Source organism: Erysipelothrix sp. HDW6B (genome assembly GCF_011301115.1).
In the GTDB taxonomy this organism is placed as follows: domain Bacteria; phylum Bacillota_I; class Bacilli_A; order Erysipelotrichales; family Erysipelotrichaceae; genus Erysipelothrix; species Erysipelothrix anatis.
In genome coordinates this window covers 1,521,985-1,539,195 of sequence record NZ_CP049860.1, presented here as the reverse complement: position 1 = coordinate 1,539,195, position 17,211 = coordinate 1,521,985, and the positions used below count along the sequence as shown (strand labels likewise).

Here is a 17,211-nt window from a genome sequence, read left to right as displayed (position 1 = left end):
GTGAATCATGATGCATACACTAGATACACTAATCAAATATGACGTTTTTAAAACCGTGACTGCTGAATCACTTGATGTTGATTTTTTTGCAATCAGTTTTACAGATGGAATGTGCTCTTGTTGTCATGACGTGTTTGATTTACCTGATGATTCGTGGCGACATGGAAAATCTCGCAAATCATCTGATAATCCAACGTGGATTCTCTTTAATAATGCAGATAATCTTGTTGGGGAAGTAACAACAGAAATGTACATCAATGATTATACATTCATAAAATACTCTGAAAACCTTCAAAATACGTTGCAGTTACAAAATTTCATAGTGCTTCTTGAAGATGTACTGAATGAAAATTATAAAATCGATGTTGAAGCTACAGGAATCTCGATAGAGTTTGTAGAACGTGCTGACCGCCTCTATAGGGATAACCTGTATCTTGAAGTGAAAGAGTACAACGAGCAATTCCGAAAGGGATTGAAGACTGCTTATTTTACTTGAATCAAAACCGTTGCATGAATTTAGTTAGACAGAATGAGTTGTAATTTGTTACACTAATCGAGTAAGGAGATATTATGGACAAGAATCTAGAAAAAACAGTTGAGAAAATCGAAAGTGGATTTGAAACGATTTTACGTTTTATCGAGAAATACGGAGATACATTAACAGATGATCAACGAAAAGTATTCCTTGATAAAGTAGTTCAGATTGATGAAATGCTTGAAAAACTTGAAGCAACACAAGATGAACAATAAAAGCTTAAGACAGCTTTACTATGCAACAAATTAAATAAGATAAAACCTTGACGAAAGCCACTAGGGATGCTATACTTTACGAGCAATAAGAAAGTAGAAGCACTCTTCTCACCTGATGACTGACGTCATAGGTAAAGGCTTAGGTTCTAAATTATAACCTTTGAGTGTGTTCTTATAATATGTACACACTTTTTTATTGTTTCAACACCAGAGGAGGTGAGTTTTATCAGTAGAAGAATGGGACAAGACAATCGCAAGCCAGCTCAAGATGATATGGTGAACGATGCAATTCGTTTTAAAGAATTGTTAGTTATCGGACCAAACGGAGAACAACTTGGTATTTTGATGCGCCGCGAAGCTTTGGAAAAAGCATCTGAGCTAAATCTTGACTTAGTTGTTGTTGCACCAAATGGTAATCCGCCAGTAGCGAAAATTCTCGATCACGGGCGTTACCGCTATGAGCAACAAAAGAAGGCCAAAGAAGCGAAACGTAATCAACACGTTACTCAAATTAAACCATTGCGTCTTTCTCCAGTTATTGACCAACATGACTTTGATACAAAATTGAAGCATGCTCGTAAATGGCTTGCAGAGGGCACAAAAGTTAAACTTGATATGCGATTTAGAGGTCGTATGATGACACGTATCGATGTTGGTCGCAAGACAATGAATCGTTTCATCGAGGAGACAAAAGACTTGGGTAGTGTCGAAAAAATGCCTAAACTCGAAGGTAACACAATGTCAGTAGTTATCTCTCCAAATAAAAACTAAGAATATTGAAGGAGGGCTTCAGAATGCCTAAAATGAAAACAAAGCGTACTTTAGCAAAACGTGTAAAACGTACAGGTACGGGAAAATTAAAACGCCAACAAGCATACGTTTCTCACTTTAAACGTCACAAAACAACAAAACAAAACCGTCAATTACGTGGGGCTGTTCTTGTTTCTAAGAGCGACTACAAACGTATTAAACACTTGTTACAAGGTTTCTAAGGAGGACGAATTAAATGCCAAGATCAACAAATTCAGTGGCGTCACGTGCACGCCGTAAAAAGGTTTTAAAATTAGCTAAAGGGTACTATGGTTCAAAACATACGTTATACCGTACAGCGAATGAACAAGTTATGCGTTCACTACGTTACGCTTACCGTGACCGTAAACAACTTAAACGTGAAATGCGTAAACTTTGGATTACACGTATTAATGCAGCAGCACGTCAAAATGACATGAGCTACAGCACTTTAATGCATGGACTTCGTTTAGCAAACATCGATATTAACCGTAAAATGTTATCAGAAATTGCTATTCACGATCCAAAAGGATTTGCTACATTAGTAACAAAAGCTCAAAAAGCTTTAGAAGCGTAAATCTAGCATATGACAGCTGATGCTCGAAAGGTATTGAATGAATTGCTGGTCGATATTTTTAATCAAATTTTGATTATTGAAGAACGCTACCATCGTGTTCATGGCGTAAAACTATCCATGACTGAAGTTCATACGCTTGAAGGCATACAAAATAGTGATACTAAAATGATGAGTGATGTTGCAGCGCGCCTTAGGATTACCCAAGGAACGCTGACAACAACAATCAATCGTTTAACTCACAAAGGATATGTGTATAGAGAACAAGACGTAAACGATAGACGTATCTATCGTCTCGGATTGACTGAAAAAGGGAAAGAAGTTATGGATATCCATAACCACTTCCACGAAGAAATGGTAGATAGATTACTTTTACATATTGATGATAGTAGTAATCTTATTGATTCTGTTAGTCAGATCAACTCCTTCTTTAAAGACTTGTACGATATCTAAAAAAAAACTCCCGAAATCATTGGGAGCTTTTTTTATGTTCCGTGATGCATTCGAGAAGACGAGTATACTTTAGTTCCGCAATGTCATTATATATTGCGTCATGGTGCTGTGCATACATCATTTGAGCCCACTCACACCAAATCAAGTGATGTGAAACCTCAAAATGCCATAACTTGCTCATCATTGTGTCGTTGGGCTGGTAACCAAAGTAAGCCTCATAAAAAATTTGACGTGATTGTTTATCTTGAATATCATTTTCAGTTAGAAAGGACATGATATCAAAGTATGGGTCATTATCCATCGCATACTCGTAGTCAATTAAGTAATGACGTTGTTTTGAAAAGAGTAAGTTACCCTCTACAAGGTCATTGTGGCAAAGTCTGATGTTTGAAGCCATTGCTTGGGTTTCTTCGAGTAAGTATCGATAAGGAATGGTATTATACTTTTGATAAGTATTCCGAGTTTGGAAGAGATCGTATTTTGTAATTAAATCAAAACGAATTCCAGATTTAAGATTTGCATCATGCAAGGTCTTGATGAGGACTGCGGCATCAGCCAAATGATCATCCTTATATGTATGGGTGTTTGGAACATAGTCACTTATTTTAACGCCTGTATTTGGATTATAGGCATAAAGTGGTGTATCGAGGTTGAGCGGTTCGATAAGTGCGAGTACATGTGCCTCATGATGATAGTCAAACAACCCTGCATTCTCGGGCTTTGGCATTCGTACAACAAATTCTCCTTTATTCGTAAGGACATGATAATTCGCATTCGTCAGTCCAGAAGGAATGTAATCCTCGGACAATACCTCTAAATTGTATTGAGTTTTTAAAGTTTGGTACGTTTTCATAGTGAAATTATATCATAAATGGTATAATTTCATATGTTTAGGAGTGAAAGTATGAAAATTATCGTAGCAAGTAATAATCAAGGAAAATTAAAAGAATTTAAGTCTATACTTGAACCACTGGGATATACTGTTGTAACTGCAAAAGAACAGGGTATATCAATGGATTCAGTCGAAGAAACAGGTGCAACATTTGTTGAAAATAGTATAATTAAAGCCGCATTTGTCCATGAGCAAACAGGACTCCCAACAATTGCGGATGATTCGGGTCTCACTATTTCGGCGCTACCTGATATTCTTGGTGTTTACTCAGCACGCTTTATGGGCGAGGATACACCCTATGTCGATAAAAATAATGAAATTTTGAAGCGCCTCAAAGATGAATCACAACGTGATGCGTACTTTACAAGTGCAATCGTTATGATTGATGAGCAGGGAATTCATGCTTTTGAAGGACGAATTGATGGCTCAATAGCCGAGGCAATCATGGGCGAGGGTGGATTTGGATATGATCCGATTTTTGTTCCGAACGGCATGACCGTATCTTTTGGAATGCTTGATGCTGATGTCAAAAACAAGATATCACACCGTGCACTCGCGCTCCAAAAATTTATTGACTTCATGGAGGCGTGAACATGAAAAAAATGCTTTATATACTTGCAGCATCTTTATTTCTCATTTCAATGATGCTTACTGCAATTTTTGCACTATCCTTCCAAAAAAGTTACTATGCGAAAATGTATCATAAACTCGATACGGCTCAAACGATTCGCATAAGTGAAGCAGAGTTGAATGAAGCTACTGATGTGCTTATTGATTACATAAAAGATGATCGTCAAACGCTTGATTTGAGTGTGAGTGTTGATGGGCGTGATGTTCAAATGTTCAACCAAAAAGAAAAAGACCATATGGTTGATGTTAAAGCGTTATACTTAGGCGCGGTTCACTTCCGTAATATCGCAATGATTTTTGTTGCATTTATGGTTCTGGTGAGTCTAGGGTCGGGTGACTACCTTAACTTTGTCTTATCCCGTGACATATGGAAAGCCTCGTTATTAATCCTGGGAAGTGTTGTTGGTATCGTGGGACTTTATGCACTCATTGATTTCCAAGCGTTCTGGATTTCATTCCATCAGCTCGTTTTCACAAACGATCTATGGTTGCTGAACCCAAACGTTGATCGTTTAATTATGATGGTTCCAGAGCCTTTCTTTATGGGGCTTGTATATCGTATTATTTTTGCAATCGGCGCTATTGTTGCAGGAGCGATTGCAGTTTTATTTGGTTTAGAAAGAACGGTGAAACGTTTATGATTCATGTTGTATTGTATGAACCCGAAATTCCGCAAAATACCGGAAATATTATGAGAACGTGTGCTGCCGCTGGAGCAACACTACATTTAATTGAACCTTTAGGTTTCATTCTTGATGAAAAACGTGTTAAAAGAAGTGTTATGGACTATTCTGAAGACCTTGAGGTGATTCGTCATGTCGATTGGCAGGCGTTTGTTGATCAAACGAAAGGTCCTATGTTCTTCTTGACACGTTATGGTGAATACACACATTCAGATTTTGATTATGCAAGTATCGACCAAGATATTTATCTTGTTTTCGGAAAAGAGAGCACCGGAATTCCCAAAGATATTCTCAAAGCAAACTATGACCATTGCTTCCGTATACCAATGGCACCTTCAGCGCGCAGTATGAATCTATCGAATACAGTCGCAATTTGTGTATTCGAAGTATTGCGTCAAAAAGAATATGACGGATTATCGCGTGTTGAGGTTCAAAAAGGCAAAGATTTTCTTAAGGATTATCAATGATCCGCGACTATAAAAAGCTGTACATTGCAATTCTCATGACATTTTTTGCGGCAATGGTGGCAATGTTTCTAGAAGTGCTCTTATTGAGTATTGCTGTCATCAATACACATACTGTCGATGGTGCCATGGAACTACTGAATGTGAGTGGTAGTTGGATTATTGCTGTTGTGAGAAACGTGATGCAGTATTCGCATAGCCCGACAATTCTTCTAGAACGTCTGAATGCAACGATTCCCGTTACGGTCTACATTTTTATCATACTGTGGTTTGTTACATTCTTTAGAACTAAATTTTGGCTAAAACACACTCTCATTATGTTTGCGGGAGGGATTGCGTATTCCGTAATTTTAATTGGACTTACCATTGCAATGAATACCAATAGTATTGAGCAAGGATTCCAAATTATGCATACAATTGCTTGGTTTGACGCAGTCCTGGCGTTTGTAATGATTTGTACATGTTTAGTCATGCCGGTGTTGATACTAGGCGACTATGTTGAAGTTCTCTAGCATTTTACCTATAATGAAAACAATAGAGGTGATGAGTTATGATTGAAGATTTTAATGGATTTGTAAGTGTTGTACTTTTGCTCGTGATAGTTGTTGGAAGTATTACGGGATTTGTACGTATGAATGCAAGTTTAGACCGTCAAGAAAAATCCGATGAATACTATCGTGATCTCCTATAGAGGTAAATCAAATGAAGCGTAGACAAATTATAGTTAAAAATGGTCCGAAAGCAGTTGGACCGTATTCAGCAGCGATTCAAGTCGATCATACTGTTTATGTCTCGGGACAGCTCGGTATTGACCTTGAAGCGAATCTTGTGGGCGATGATATTGTCACACAAACACGTAAGGCCATTGAAAACTTAGAGAATACTTTGAGGAGTGCGGGACTCGAACTCAAAGACATTGTCAAAACTACGGTATACCTCAGTGATATGGATAACTTTGAACTTATGAATCAAACGTATGCAATTTACTTTGCACATCCTTATCCTGCACGCACTGCTTTCGAAGTGGCGCGTTTGCCCAAAAATGCGCTCGTTGAAATTGAAGCAATCGCAGTGGCATCAGAGTTACCTGATTTTGAAGATGAAAAGAAAACTCAAAAATGTAAAGGAAAATATTGTATCGACTAGCAACGAGACAATCGACACGATTAACAGAGATAGATTATGGAATACTTTAGAAAAATAGAACCAAAGCAATATATCGGAGTAATACTAGGAGCGATGTTGTCGGCTACTGCCATAACATCCTTTGTAAGGCCTGCTGACTTAGTGCCAGCAGGAGTTGGTGGTGTTACCATCCTTCTTATCAAAGAAATGAACCGTTTGTTTGGGTTAACGCTCTCGTACGGATTCTTGTTCCTAATTATTAATGTTATCTTGCTTTCGTTTGTGATTAAAAAACTCGGGAAACGTTTTTTAATTTTGTCGTTTATGCATGTCTTTTTGACAAGTATTTTTGTAGAAATTTTACCAGCGTTTAAGTTAACATATGATCCCATTCTCCTTGCAGTATTTGGTGGTGTTGTGAATGGGGTGGGTTCCTCGATTGCACTGAGAATGAATGGTTCGGCAGGTGGAACAGATTTTATAGCTATTTACTTCTCGATGGTTAAGAATAAGCCAATGTGGGATAAAATTATGTTCTTCAATGTCTGTGTGCTACTTTACTCTGGGTGGATGTACGATTGGAGCCTGGCGTTATATTCAATTATTTACCAAGTCGCATCCACGAAGATTATTGAAACATACCACAACAGGTATAAGCTAAGCAGTATGCGCATAATTACAGTTGAACCGGATGCAGTCTGTACTGCTGTTCTGAGCGTCACGCGTCATGGAATTACCCAATTAAATGGTATGGGTGTTTATAAACATCAATACCGTGCAATGTTATATATGGTTGTGAATGAATTCGAGATTAAATCAATTGTCAATCAAGTCGTTGCAGCAGACCCTAAAGCCTTCATCGAGGTGTCTTCGGTTGAACGGATTGAAGGAAACTACCGACAGAAACCACTGGATTAAAAAAAGTAGCCTCGGCTACTTTTTATTTGGTATAAAATGGTTTCGTAATGTTTGCAATGGCGTGTCCGAGTTCAGAATTACGCGGATACAAATCTACCGGAAGAGGAGCGTTGATGTCAGCCAAGAGCGTTTCAGCAATCTCTCGTAGCGCAGTCTCTTCCTCAACACCATCGATAATAACTACGAATTCGCTACGTCTACCGGTTTGGAGGATTCCAAGCGATGCGGCTGTAATATCACCATATGTATCCAGTCGATCTTTTAATGTAAAGATAACCATGAGTGCAGTATTATCGGCTGGTTTAATCGAAACCTCCGGATTTTCATCGAAAATGAGTTCAAGCATTGAGTTATCCAGTGAAATTGCTTCATGCATGGGATTAATTACAATTTCATAATTTGGTTTTAACGTGAGGTCACGTAGAAATTGAACGTGAATGGGTGAATCAATTACACCCATTTCTTCTGCATAGCGATCGTTTGAAAAAACAGGAATGATGGTGATGCCATCATCGGTTGCGATGGAGAAATCTTGAATTATATAGATATGAGTATCACGCAATGCAGCTTCGAACGCTGCCTCGGCTTTCTGAGAATAGTCATTAACTAATTGTTGAAGTGCTGTATCAAGTTGTGTCATATGTCGTACTTCCTTTTCTATACTATAACACGGATAAAATAAAGAAACGGAAATATAATTAAAATGGGTAAAAAAGAAATTATAGAAGAATACAGATTTTGGTCTTTGATACATGCACTTGATTGTACTCACTGGAAACGTCAAAGCGACAATTTGTTTGTGAAATGATTGCTAGTGTACTTGCAATCATCAAAAAGATATCATATAATTGGTTAGCGATTATCAAGAGTTGAGGTAGAGAGTTAGCTCGTTGACCTCATACCAACCTACACAATGTAAGGTGGTACAGCTAACAACGATGAGCTATCATTATTTAATAATGAGCCTTAGTGTTGTTGCTAGGACTTTTTTTTATGTCGTTAGAAAAAGAGGCTAGTATTAGAATGGAATACGTATATTTTACATCAGAAAGTGTGACAGATGGTCACCCTGATAAAATCTGTGATCAAATCGCAGATGCAATTTTAGATGCAGCATTGAAAGAAGATGCGAACTCAAAAATGGCAGTTGAGGCTACCATTAAAGATGATTTTATTCTTGTTTATGGTGAGGCAAATACACAAGCAACAGTAGATTATGCTGCAATTGCGAAGCAAGTTCTCGCTGATATCGGGTACAAAGAAACCTACGATGTCTTAGTGAAAGTTAACAAGCAGTCATCACAAATTAATCATGCGGTTGTGAGTGATGAAAGTGTTGGCGCTGGTGACCAAGGGATTATGTTTGGATATGCAACGAATGAAACTGAAAGCTATATGCCACTACCAATTGCTTTGGCACATGCGCTATCCCAACGTCTTAGTGAGGCTAAAGCAACGATTGATTGGTTATTACCTGATGGAAAAACACAAGTTACCGTTGCGTACGATGGCAACAAGCCAGTGTATGTCCATACTGTCTTAGTCAGTGCGTCGCACCAAGCTGGTATACCATTGGAAACAATTCAAGAAACAATCATGAATGATGTTATCTTACCAACAATCGATGCTCACTGGATTACAGATGAAACGCGTTTTATTATCAATCCAAGTGGCGAGTTCAGTATTGCCGGACCATTTAGTGATTCAGGCACGACAGGCCGTAAAATTGTTGTTGATACATACGGTGGTGTTGGTCGCATTGGCGGTGGATGCTTTAGTTCAAAAGACCCATCAAAAGTTGACCGTTCGGCTGCATATTTCTCCCGTTATGTTGCGAAGTCGGTGGTAGCAGCTGGATTAGCAGACAAAATTGAAATTCAATTAAGTTATGCAATTGGCTTATCCGATCCATTGTCAATTCATATTGATACATTTGGCACCGCGAAACGTCCAGAAGCAGAAATTTTGGAAATCATTAACGCCAACTTCGATTTCAAAGTTGGAAATATTATTAAGGAACTTGATTTATTACGTCCAATTTACCGCGAAAGTGCAAACTTTGGCCATTTTGGTCGTGATGGTTTCCCATGGGAATCAATTAAACCATTAAAATTCTAAAATAAAAAACGAATCTGGAACGCTCCGTCAATCATAAGTTGAGGAACATGTTCTGGATTCGTTTTTGTATCTTATTCAGTCCGTATTAAACCAGACTTTTCCATTTGTATCAACCAATCTCGATAGTCTTTAGGATATGGCATACTGTATGCAAGTGTCGCGCGCATTTCTAAATTATTGTCGTCATAATACTTATAGGCCGTTACAGCATTGGTTGCTTCCCGTTGAGCTTTCAAATACGCTTGCCCAGGTTTCGTCATACCAAGAATGCGAGTATTTGATGGCAAAATCACATCGGAACGTTTAATGCCAAGTAAAATCATCATTAAAGTGCGTTGGATGCGAGATCGTGTGTAGCGTTTTGAGACGCAAGCTTCAATAAGTTCCGTGATGGGAAGGTGAACATTTTTCTTTAAGAGATTTTCGATGCCTTCGTCGACAAGATGAATCGATTGTAACCACGATGTATCGTTTTGAAGTATGATTGCGCGTATTTGTAAATCATAGGCTTCAAGGCGATGCAACGTGCAGTGATCAAGATCTAAAGGGGTCGTGTGTGCAACTGGTTTGTGACCATAGTGATTACGAATTGCGGTTGCGGAGGCGATGTCCGAGTCAATGTCTGTTCCATGATAATTGTTTGTGCGTTGGATTGTACGCGTAGCGATGCCAAGCATTTCAGCGACACGAATGTATTGAAAACCAAGAATATCATTAGCATTGCGAGAGGTTCCCATTTGTCGAGCATAGCTTTGACCTACGTCTGGATCATAATGAAATTGTGATTTGATATGCTCTATATTATTGGATTCCGAGCCGAAGACAATGGTGTCAGCGCCCATACGATGTAAAAGTGTCACAGCCGCTTCTGCAAAAAAGTCAGCGCTTTGTAAAACGAATGGTGTGGGAAGTTCAATCACGATATCAACACCATGATTTAATGCTGCTTCAGTGCGTTCCCATTTATTAATAAATGCGGGTTCTCCACGCTGGACAAAATTGCCTGACATGACCGCAATTAAAACATCACAATTTGTGATTTCGCGGGCCTTCTTGATATGATAAATGTGGCCATTATGAAGTGGGTTATATTCCACGACAATGCCTGTTACACTGTATTTTTTTGTCATAATTGTATTTTATCACATAATGATGAAAATAATGTAAAAAATACGATATTCATAATGTAAGCATGATACAATAGGAACATAAAGAGGTATAAGACATGAGATTACGTAAAAAAGACTGGAGTTCGGAGGTTTTCGAACAATTTTCTGATTATTTAATAAGCGATTTTGAAGCCATTAAAGGCAACTGGAAAGAAACCCTAAAGACCGATAAACTCCATGTGGAAATTGGTGCAGGAAAAGGGGATTATTGGCATCAAATGTCAGCCCTATATCCTGAACGCGGGATAGTAGCAATGGAACGCGATTTTACAGCAAGTTCTATCGCACTCAAAAAGTTAGAAAGCAACCCGGGTGAACGAAAACGTTTCATCTATGGTGATGCCGAAAAACTCTCAGAGATGTTTGGACCGAAAGAGGTTGATGTGGTTCATTTAAACTTCAGTGATCCTTGGAAAAAGAATCGACATGAAAAACGCCGTTTAACCTACAAGACAAAATTAGATGATTACTATGACGTACTCACTGATACAGGAGAAATTTGGATGAAAACAGATAATGTTGGACTCTTCAATTATTCCTTGGTAAGCGTTGGCAGTCACAAATTTGAATTAGTGGATGTCCACGTTGATTTCCGAACAACTGATGATAACGATCCTTTCACGGAATATGAACGTAAGTTCCATGAAATGGGGCAACCAATATTTAGAGCAATTTGGAGGAAAAAAGATGTTAAGTAAACAACAATTACAATGGTTCGAAACATTGACACAATTAGATGGTGTCAGTGGACATGAACATCAAGTTGCTGCATACTTGCGCAAAGAATATGAAAAGCTTGGTGTTGACGAGATTATCCAGGATAATCTTGGAAGTATTATGGCAGTACGTAAAAGTAAGAATCCCAATGCCAAACGTGTCATGGTTTTAGGACATATGGATGAAGTTGGATTTCTTGTCAAAGAAGTTACAAAAACAGGTGTTTTAAAGATTCATCCGGTTGGTGGATGGTTTAATCAGACGTTACTAGCACACCGTGTTCGCGTTACAACGCGTAAAGGTGATATCTATCCTGGATCAATCGGTAGCATTCCACCACATATGTTGAGTCCTGAAGATCGTGCAAAACCTATCGATATTCCACAAATGCTTGTGGATGTGGGGGCAACGGATGCTGACGATATCAAAAACATGGGAATTCAACCTGGAGACATGATTGTTGTTGATGGTGGATTTGAGATTCTCAATGGTGGGAAACGTCTTCTTGCCAAAGCATTTGATAACCGTTATGGCTGTGTCATGGGACTTGATTTACTGGATGCACTCAAAGACCAAGAATTAGATTATGATCTCTATGTTGGTGCAAGTGTTCAAGAAGAAGTCGGACTTCGCGGTGCCCAGACGATTACACAACTTATTAAGCCAGATCTTGCAATTATTCTTGATTGCTCACCAGCAATCGATACAATGGATTCAGAAGCGCTTGGAAAACTAGGAGCTGGAATTCTCTTGCGAATGGCAGATGGTAGCATGATTGCAACCAAAGATCTAATTTACAAACTACAAGACATTTGTGTTGAACATGATATTAAACATCAATTCTACTATTCTCCAGGTGGAACTGATGCAGGAATCGTCCACAAATCCAATGAAGGAATCAAAACAATTACATGTTGTGTGGTTGCTCGCAATATACATACGTCAGGAAGTATTCTTGATACGGATGACTATACTGCAGCAAAAGAAGCAATTGTTCGATTCATGGATAGCAATGTTTGGAGTGATGTGATTGTTTAAACGAATCATCGCGAGTGCCCTAGTGTTAGTTATTCTTGCTGGGTGTAGTTCGCCAAAACCTTATGAGGCGGTTGTACAGGATGCCTTATCCAGACCTCTTGTTCAATCACCAAATAAAAACAAACAGTATCTGAAGTATTATGTCTTACCAGATACTGGCGTCAAAGAAACCACACAACTCTCAACCATGATGACTGTGATGTCAGAGCCCGTCATGATGACTTTAGATGTATCAGAGATTATCGGGCGTAAGTACTATGATTCAGCAGTTCTCGAAACGAAATTGAATGCAGATACCGTTGAGTATACCCAATCAGGGACCTATTTAGACCGTAATGATGTTGAACGTCAGTTTATCTTTACAGTCTTACCAAGCGGTAACAAAAAGACAATAATCTTAGAAAATGGTATCGTGACCCTAGTCGGAATCGTATCACCATCAAATCTAGCTTATGTAGCCGATTCTATGTTTGTAACAATGCGAAGCACGGAAGTGAATGAAGACGAAGTTGTTGCATACTACTCAAACAAAGAAATCATTGACTATAAAGCCGTTCATGAAAATTTCTTTGATCACAAAGTGCCTGAGGAAGGAAGCTTGATTGAAATCTACAATCAACTTCACCCAGATAATCCGATCGAAGTTCCAAAGACTGAACAACCAGCGGAAACGCCAAAAGAGTAGGGGGAACGATTAAAAATGTTTAAAAAACTAACATCACTTCTCTTCAAAGAAGAGGAAATTGTGATTGAGGAAGAGATTGAAAAGCATGATAAAAAAGAAGAGGAATCACTTGTTATTCCAAATCTAAAGCCAATGGTCGCAAAACCAAAGGAAACGAAAGTAGAGCCTGCTTCCGTAGTCTCAACACCTGCGCCGACATTTAAAGACTCACAAAAAGAAGAAATTCACAACAGTGCAGAGTCTACTCAAGAAACACGTAAATCGATGATGATTGATGTGGATATTGATACGCATCCTGAAGTGAAAGAATCCAAAGTAAAAACAGAGGAAAAAACTTCTGCACGTCGTGAGGTAAAATATCAACGTAAGGAAATTATCAGTCCAATTTTTGGTGGTTCTGATAATGGTGCGGAACCACTTTCGAATGCAAAACCACACTATCAAGATGCAAAATCACGTGCACCTAAAACAAGTGTGATTAGTCCAATGTTTGGACAAATTGAAGTAACAGAACCTGTACATGAACAAATTTCAGAAGATGTCATGGATATGGATGTCACTGAATTATTAGCACCAGAGCGTACAGAGGAAGAAGTCCAAGTATCACTCTATGACTATCTTGAGGAGCTTGATAAACATGAATCAAAATAAATTATTTTTTGTTGGAATTAAAGGGACTGGGATGGCATCGTTAGCCAAAATCATGCGTAATCTCGATTATGATGTAGCAGGTTCAGACATTTCACGTCATTTCTTTACCGAGGATTCCCTTCGCGCATTGGAAATCCCAATTTTGGACTTTGATGCTAACAATATTAAAGACGGCATGACTGTTATTGTTGGGAATGCGTTTGGTGATGACCACGAAGAAGTGGTTGCTGCACAGTCAAACGATACAGTTACCGTTTATCGTTATCACGATTATCTCGGTGATTTGGTCTCGAAGTTTCGAACCGTTACTGTCAGTGGATCACATGGGAAAACAACGACGACAACACTGTTAAAGGATATGCTTGATTATTCAAAAAATACTGGCTATCTAATTGGTGATGGACGTGGTGATTTATCAAACCAAGATGATTACTTTGCGGTTGAGGCCTGTGAGTTCCGTCGTCATTTCTTAGCGTATCGTCCAAAGGTAGCAATCATGACCAATTTTGAAATTGATCATGTAGACTATTTTAAATCTGAAAAAGATTACCTATCGGCGTATGAAGAATTTGCTGAAAACGTCGAAGAGCTTATTATTGTATGGGGTGATGATCCACATTATCGCGATTTAGATTTCAAAGATAAGACTGTATGGACCTATGGATTCTCAGATTCTAATAACCTTCAAGCCCGAAATATAGAACGAACCACAACACATAGCATTTTCGATGTCTATCATAATGATACATTCGTAAAGCGTTTTGATTTACCACTTGTGGGCGATCATATGATTCTTAATGCGCTAGCAGTAATTGGTGTAGGTCTTTATGAAGGAATTGCTGTTGATGCCATTGAAAAGGGAATTCAGAATTTTAAAGGCGCAAAACGCCGATTTGTAATTGAAGAAGGCAAAGAAAATATTTATATCGATGATTATGCGCACCACCCAACTGAAATTAAAGTTACGTTGGAAGCTGCACATACGCGTTATCCAGACCGTCGCTTGGTTGCGATTTTCAAACCACACCGAACAGGTCGCGTTTACTACTTTGCTGATGCATTTGCCGATGCGCTTAATTTAGCGGATCATGTTGCGCTGATGCCATTTACAAGTATTGATGACCAAGAAGAAGGTATCGATATTGATATAACATACCTTCAAGATCGTATCAATGGAAGCATCGTTGTTGATGAAGGATCAGAAGAATCGTTAGATCAACTTCAGAAATACGGTCCTGCTGTTTATGTATTTATGAGCAGCAAAGATATTTATGATTTCAAAGATGCGTTGAAACGCCGTTTCAATGATTGAAACATTTTTCATAAAGACGTATAATAATAACTATAAGAGGTGAAAAGATGGATAAATTACTATTGAGTTTACACGACGTATCACTTGTACTATTACCAACAATTGGAGTGGTTTGCTTAGTCTTGCTTGCGATGATTCTTTATCGAATCTATAAAATCGTACAAGAACTTCCAAAGACAGTCACAAAAATCGACGGGGTAATAGATGCTACACAAAGATCAGTAGACAAATTGGATGCACCACTTACTACCTTAAACAACGTTTCGAATACAGTAGACCTTGTAAATGATTCTGCTGTAGGATTTGCAAGTAAGGCAGTTAATATGTCAATCAAGCATTCCGATGCAATCGTTGAATGGTTCCGAAACAACCAACAACAACGAACCCATCGAAAAGAAGAAAAAGAAGTACGAAAAGAAGCACGTGAACATGCAGAAGCAGAAGCCCGAAAAGCTGAAGAGAAAGTAGAGGATTTTGGAATTTATGACTAAATATGATGATATACTCAACGAACTCGTCTATAAAATAGACGATGTGGTGTACGATTTCTATAGTAAAAGTAATGAACTCATTGCAACCAAAGCCAATCAAGATCGCCTCTTCACATTCCGTGATAAAACAATCAATACCATAAATGATATGAATGTTCGCTCACTGGAAATGATTTCTGGATTTAGAAGTGAAAGTCTTGTACGTGAACGAACTGAAAATCTTTATGACAAGAATATTCAACTTATCCAATCTGCGTATGATGTCATTGAAGCATCACCAAACAAAAGTGAATTCTTAGAAGATGTTCAAAATTTTGCAAGTGGTGTCTATACTCAAGCTAAAGATATGATGAAGCGTGTCGAAGATTCAGGTACAATCGATCGCATTACTGATTCTGCACAAGTAGGGTTCAAAAAAGTACAAGATAGTTGGGATGAATTTGCAACAAATCCAACTGTTGTTAAGAATGTAGAAACACTGAAAGAAAAAACGAAGGAAGCTGTCGATTATGGTGCTAAAGTCATCCAAGATACATCTAAATTCGTTGCTGATAAAGTGTCTGAAACAAAAGAAAAACCATCAGATCCATCCTCAATTTACGTATCATCAACTGATGAACTACGTGATGTCATTGAAGATGTGACTGAACACACAACTGAACAGAAGGATGATAATTAATATGAAACGCGTCACTATATACGACGTAGCAAAAGAAGCGGGAGTATCCCTTGCTACAGTTTCACGGGTTATAAACGGACTTGAAATTGTTCGTGAAGAAACACGTGTTAAAGTCGAATCCGCTATTGATAAGCTTGGCTACAAGCCCAATGCTATCGCTCAAGGTTTAGCACTTCAAAAAACAACAACAATTGCGTTACTTGTTCCAGAAGCGAGCTTTGCATATACTGGCCAAATCATTAACGGTTTGATCGATGTAGCGAAAATTTACAAGTATAGCATTATGTTACACACGATGACAGAAGGAATTGTTGATATCAAAGATGTTATTGATGATGTTATTAAGTCCCGTGTCGACGGTGTTATTATTTATAACGACAAATTAATGGATAATGAATTGGAAGAGTTAAGTAAATATCAATTCCCAATCGTTATTATTGGAAATAAGATGTCAGATAAACAAATTTCATCAGTATATGTTGATATTGAAAAAGCAGTTTATGAACTCACAATGAACCAACTTGCTAAGAATAAAGACCGTAAAGTTGGTATTATCCAAGATCGCAAGAATGACTTTACAACAAATCAAATGATTCAAGGTGTACGTCGTGCTTACGCTGAAATGGGACGTGATTCAGAAGGGTATATCGAAATTCCATCGGAATACCGTCGTTCGTATGATTATTTCTTAGATCACATCGAGGATATGGACTACGACTTCTTAATTGCTAACCGTGACTCACAAGCCATCTCGGCCATGAATGCTGCACATGAACGTGGAATGTCAATTCCGGATGATTTAGAAATTGTCTGCTTAATTGACTCGAAATACAATTCAATGGTACGTCCTCGTCTCTCAAGCTTTGCAATCCCTGCATATGACTTGGGTGCGGTATCAATGCGCGTCCTTACCAAAATGCTTAATGACGATGAGGTGGAAGATAAAGAAATTGAACTCAGTTACCTTTATACACCACGTCAATCAACACGAAACTAAAGAGAGCAATCTCTTTTTTTCTTATCTTCACAAATACTTAATATTTTAATGAAAGGTATGAATAATGTGATTTATA

25 protein-coding genes and 1 other annotated feature are annotated in these 17,211 nt (G+C 38.2%); of the genes, 22 read left to right on the top strand and 3 right to left on the bottom strand.

Annotated features, from left to right (window positions below; translation table 11 throughout):
• Nucleotides 1-7 precede the first annotated feature (7 nt).
• The 6 genes from G7061_RS07585 to G7061_RS07560 all read left to right on the top strand — a co-directional run bounded on the left by G7061_RS07585 (nt 8) and on the right by G7061_RS07560 (nt 2,566).
• On the top strand, nt 8-496 hold the full coding sequence (locus G7061_RS07585) for a hypothetical protein (RefSeq protein ID WP_159647303.1): 489 nt from the start codon (nt 8-10) through the stop codon (nt 494-496).
• A gap of 74 nt (nt 497-570) precedes the next feature.
• Nucleotides 571-750, top strand: a complete 180-nt coding sequence (locus tag G7061_RS07580) for a hypothetical protein (protein WP_159641491.1) — start codon at nt 571-573, stop codon at nt 748-750.
• Nucleotides 751-835: 85 nt separating this feature from the next.
• Nucleotides 836-951 (top strand) — a sequence feature (ribosomal protein L20 leader region).
• A 36-nt stretch (nt 952-987) separates the two neighbouring features.
• Nucleotides 988-1,521, top strand: coding sequence for a translation initiation factor IF-3 (infC, locus tag G7061_RS07575; protein WP_201287539.1), 534 nt, complete (start codon nt 988-990; stop codon nt 1,519-1,521).
• A 23-nt stretch (nt 1,522-1,544) separates the two neighbouring features.
• On the top strand, nt 1,545-1,742 hold the full coding sequence (gene rpmI, locus G7061_RS07570; RefSeq protein WP_159637922.1) for a 50S ribosomal protein L35: 198 nt from the start codon (nt 1,545-1,547) through the stop codon (nt 1,740-1,742).
• 14 nt (nt 1,743-1,756) lie between these two features.
• A complete protein-coding gene (gene rplT / locus G7061_RS07565; protein WP_159637919.1) occupies nt 1,757-2,116 on the top strand; it encodes a 50S ribosomal protein L20 in 360 nt (119 codons plus the stop codon).
• A 9-nt stretch (nt 2,117-2,125) separates the two neighbouring features.
• Nucleotides 2,126-2,566, top strand: coding sequence for a MarR family winged helix-turn-helix transcriptional regulator (locus G7061_RS07560; RefSeq protein ID WP_159637917.1), 441 nt, complete (start codon nt 2,126-2,128; stop codon nt 2,564-2,566).
• A 16-nt stretch (nt 2,567-2,582) separates the two neighbouring features.
• Here the strand turns inward: G7061_RS07560 and G7061_RS07555 are convergent, their stop codons facing one another.
• Nucleotides 2,583-3,419, bottom strand: a complete 837-nt coding sequence (locus G7061_RS07555) for a choline kinase family protein (protein ID WP_166120240.1) — start codon at nt 3,417-3,419, stop codon at nt 2,583-2,585.
• Between the two features lie 51 nt (nt 3,420-3,470).
• Between G7061_RS07555 and rdgB the strand changes: the two genes are divergently transcribed.
• From rdgB to G7061_RS07520, 7 genes are read left to right on the top strand one after another with little or no spacing between them, the layout of a single operon-like run.
• A complete protein-coding gene (gene rdgB / locus G7061_RS07550) occupies nt 3,471-4,049 on the top strand; it encodes an RdgB/HAM1 family non-canonical purine NTP pyrophosphatase (protein WP_159641493.1) in 579 nt (192 codons plus the stop codon).
• Between the two features lie 2 nt (nt 4,050-4,051).
• Nucleotides 4,052-4,729, top strand: a complete 678-nt coding sequence (locus G7061_RS07545; protein ID WP_236262226.1) for a TIGR01906 family membrane protein — start codon at nt 4,052-4,054, stop codon at nt 4,727-4,729.
• Nucleotides 4,726-5,238 carry a tRNA (cytidine(34)-2'-O)-methyltransferase gene (locus G7061_RS07540; protein ID WP_159641494.1) on the top strand — a complete coding sequence of 171 codons (513 nt, stop codon included), beginning with the start codon at nt 4,726-4,728 and terminating at the stop codon, nt 5,236-5,238. The genes G7061_RS07545 and G7061_RS07540 overlap by 4 nt, the downstream gene beginning before the upstream one ends.
• Complete coding sequence (locus G7061_RS07535) at nt 5,235-5,747, top strand: hypothetical protein (RefSeq protein WP_159641495.1); 513 nt, start codon at nt 5,235-5,237, stop codon at nt 5,745-5,747. The genes G7061_RS07540 and G7061_RS07535 overlap by 4 nt, the downstream gene beginning before the upstream one ends.
• 38 nt (nt 5,748-5,785) lie before the next feature.
• Nucleotides 5,786-5,926 carry a mechanosensitive ion channel protein MscL gene (locus G7061_RS07530; protein WP_159637907.1) on the top strand — a complete coding sequence of 47 codons (141 nt, stop codon included), beginning with the start codon at nt 5,786-5,788 and terminating at the stop codon, nt 5,924-5,926.
• Between the two features lie 11 nt (nt 5,927-5,937).
• Entirely contained in the window at nt 5,938-6,381 is a 444-nt protein-coding gene (locus G7061_RS07525) for a RidA family protein (RefSeq protein ID WP_159641496.1), read from the top strand.
• 36 nt (nt 6,382-6,417) lie between these two features.
• Nucleotides 6,418-7,278: a YitT family protein gene (locus G7061_RS07520; RefSeq protein ID WP_159641497.1), complete on the top strand. Its 861-nt coding sequence runs from the start codon at nt 6,418-6,420 to the stop codon at nt 7,276-7,278.
• Between the two features lie 22 nt (nt 7,279-7,300).
• Here the strand turns inward: G7061_RS07520 and G7061_RS07515 are convergent, their stop codons facing one another.
• Nucleotides 7,301-7,918: an enhanced serine sensitivity protein SseB C-terminal domain-containing protein gene (locus G7061_RS07515; RefSeq protein WP_166120238.1), complete on the bottom strand. Its 618-nt coding sequence runs from the start codon at nt 7,916-7,918 to the stop codon at nt 7,301-7,303.
• A 383-nt stretch (nt 7,919-8,301) separates the two neighbouring features.
• Here G7061_RS07515 and metK point away from each other — a divergent pair, with 383 nt between their 5' ends.
• Nucleotides 8,302-9,396, top strand: a complete 1,095-nt coding sequence (gene metK, locus G7061_RS07510) for a methionine adenosyltransferase (RefSeq protein WP_166120236.1) — start codon at nt 8,302-8,304, stop codon at nt 9,394-9,396.
• A gap of 71 nt (nt 9,397-9,467) precedes the next feature.
• Here metK and G7061_RS07505 read toward each other — a convergent pair whose 3' ends face one another.
• Nucleotides 9,468-10,526, bottom strand: a complete 1,059-nt coding sequence (locus G7061_RS07505) for a nucleotidyltransferase family protein (RefSeq protein ID WP_166120233.1) — start codon at nt 10,524-10,526, stop codon at nt 9,468-9,470.
• 95 nt (nt 10,527-10,621) lie between these two features.
• On the opposite strand from G7061_RS07505, the gene trmB reads away from it, so the two are divergent.
• From trmB to G7061_RS07465, 8 genes are read left to right on the top strand one after another with little or no spacing between them, the layout of a single operon-like run.
• Nucleotides 10,622-11,263 (top strand): tRNA (guanosine(46)-N7)-methyltransferase TrmB, encoded by a 642-nt coding sequence (gene trmB / locus G7061_RS07500; RefSeq protein ID WP_159637895.1) that lies wholly within the window; start codon nt 10,622-10,624, stop codon nt 11,261-11,263.
• Nucleotides 11,253-12,320, top strand: coding sequence for a M42 family metallopeptidase (locus tag G7061_RS07495; protein ID WP_166120231.1), 1,068 nt, complete (start codon nt 11,253-11,255; stop codon nt 12,318-12,320). Before trmB ends, G7061_RS07495 begins: the two co-directional genes overlap by 11 nt.
• Entirely contained in the window at nt 12,313-13,005 is a 693-nt protein-coding gene (locus tag G7061_RS07490; protein ID WP_159637891.1) for a hypothetical protein, read from the top strand. The genes G7061_RS07495 and G7061_RS07490 overlap by 8 nt, the downstream gene beginning before the upstream one ends.
• Nucleotides 13,006-13,020: 15 nt before the next feature.
• Entirely contained in the window at nt 13,021-13,656 is a 636-nt protein-coding gene (locus tag G7061_RS07485) for a hypothetical protein (RefSeq protein WP_159647200.1), read from the top strand.
• Entirely contained in the window at nt 13,643-14,968 is a 1,326-nt protein-coding gene (gene murC / locus G7061_RS07480; protein WP_166120229.1) for a UDP-N-acetylmuramate--L-alanine ligase, read from the top strand. Before G7061_RS07485 ends, murC begins: the two co-directional genes overlap by 14 nt.
• Nucleotides 14,969-15,015: 47 nt before the next feature.
• Entirely contained in the window at nt 15,016-15,459 is a 444-nt protein-coding gene (locus G7061_RS07475; RefSeq protein ID WP_159641504.1) for a hypothetical protein, read from the top strand.
• On the top strand, nt 15,452-16,138 hold the full coding sequence (locus G7061_RS07470) for a hypothetical protein (RefSeq protein ID WP_159637883.1): 687 nt from the start codon (nt 15,452-15,454) through the stop codon (nt 16,136-16,138). The genes G7061_RS07475 and G7061_RS07470 overlap by 8 nt, the downstream gene beginning before the upstream one ends.
• A 1-nt stretch (nt 16,139) precedes the next feature.
• Nucleotides 16,140-17,135 carry a LacI family DNA-binding transcriptional regulator gene (locus G7061_RS07465; RefSeq protein ID WP_159641505.1) on the top strand — a complete coding sequence of 332 codons (996 nt, stop codon included), beginning with the start codon at nt 16,140-16,142 and terminating at the stop codon, nt 17,133-17,135.
• The last annotated feature ends 76 nt before the right edge of the window (nt 17,136-17,211 follow it).

What these genes read in the sequence shown, in the direction of transcription:
- G7061_RS07515 (WP_166120238.1), bottom strand. Translation starts at nt 7,918, where the DNA reads ATGACACAACTTGATACAGCACTTCAACAATTAGTTAATGACTATTCT.
- G7061_RS07545 (WP_236262226.1), top strand. Translation starts at nt 4,052, where the DNA reads ATGAAAAAAATGCTTTATATACTTGCAGCATCTTTATTTCTCATTTCA.
- metK (WP_166120236.1), top strand. Translation starts at nt 8,302, where the DNA reads ATGGAATACGTATATTTTACATCAGAAAGTGTGACAGATGGTCACCCT.
- G7061_RS07525 (WP_159641496.1), top strand. Translation starts at nt 5,938, where the DNA reads ATGAAGCGTAGACAAATTATAGTTAAAAATGGTCCGAAAGCAGTTGGA.
- G7061_RS07535 (WP_159641495.1), top strand. Translation starts at nt 5,235, where the DNA reads ATGATCCGCGACTATAAAAAGCTGTACATTGCAATTCTCATGACATTT.
- rplT (WP_159637919.1), top strand. Translation starts at nt 1,757, where the DNA reads ATGCCAAGATCAACAAATTCAGTGGCGTCACGTGCACGCCGTAAAAAG.
- G7061_RS07485 (WP_159647200.1), top strand. Translation starts at nt 13,021, where the DNA reads ATGTTTAAAAAACTAACATCACTTCTCTTCAAAGAAGAGGAAATTGTG.
- G7061_RS07475 (WP_159641504.1), top strand. Translation starts at nt 15,016, where the DNA reads ATGGATAAATTACTATTGAGTTTACACGACGTATCACTTGTACTATTA.
- murC (WP_166120229.1), top strand. Translation starts at nt 13,643, where the DNA reads ATGAATCAAAATAAATTATTTTTTGTTGGAATTAAAGGGACTGGGATG.
- G7061_RS07470 (WP_159637883.1), top strand. Translation starts at nt 15,452, where the DNA reads ATGACTAAATATGATGATATACTCAACGAACTCGTCTATAAAATAGAC.
- G7061_RS07540 (WP_159641494.1), top strand. Translation starts at nt 4,726, where the DNA reads ATGATTCATGTTGTATTGTATGAACCCGAAATTCCGCAAAATACCGGA.
- rdgB (WP_159641493.1), top strand. Translation starts at nt 3,471, where the DNA reads ATGAAAATTATCGTAGCAAGTAATAATCAAGGAAAATTAAAAGAATTT.
- G7061_RS07580 (WP_159641491.1), top strand. Translation starts at nt 571, where the DNA reads ATGGACAAGAATCTAGAAAAAACAGTTGAGAAAATCGAAAGTGGATTT.
- G7061_RS07520 (WP_159641497.1), top strand. Translation starts at nt 6,418, where the DNA reads ATGGAATACTTTAGAAAAATAGAACCAAAGCAATATATCGGAGTAATA.
- G7061_RS07530 (WP_159637907.1), top strand. Translation starts at nt 5,786, where the DNA reads ATGATTGAAGATTTTAATGGATTTGTAAGTGTTGTACTTTTGCTCGTG.
- G7061_RS07505 (WP_166120233.1), bottom strand. Translation starts at nt 10,526, where the DNA reads ATGACAAAAAAATACAGTGTAACAGGCATTGTCGTGGAATATAACCCA.
- rpmI (WP_159637922.1), top strand. Translation starts at nt 1,545, where the DNA reads ATGCCTAAAATGAAAACAAAGCGTACTTTAGCAAAACGTGTAAAACGT.
- G7061_RS07495 (WP_166120231.1), top strand. Translation starts at nt 11,253, where the DNA reads ATGTTAAGTAAACAACAATTACAATGGTTCGAAACATTGACACAATTA.
- G7061_RS07560 (WP_159637917.1), top strand. Translation starts at nt 2,126, where the DNA reads ATGACAGCTGATGCTCGAAAGGTATTGAATGAATTGCTGGTCGATATT.
- G7061_RS07585 (WP_159647303.1), top strand. Translation starts at nt 8, where the DNA reads ATGATGCATACACTAGATACACTAATCAAATATGACGTTTTTAAAACC.
- infC (WP_201287539.1), top strand. Translation starts at nt 988, where the DNA reads ATGGGACAAGACAATCGCAAGCCAGCTCAAGATGATATGGTGAACGAT.
- G7061_RS07465 (WP_159641505.1), top strand. Translation starts at nt 16,140, where the DNA reads ATGAAACGCGTCACTATATACGACGTAGCAAAAGAAGCGGGAGTATCC.
- trmB (WP_159637895.1), top strand. Translation starts at nt 10,622, where the DNA reads ATGAGATTACGTAAAAAAGACTGGAGTTCGGAGGTTTTCGAACAATTT.
- G7061_RS07555 (WP_166120240.1), bottom strand. Translation starts at nt 3,419, where the DNA reads ATGAAAACGTACCAAACTTTAAAAACTCAATACAATTTAGAGGTATTG.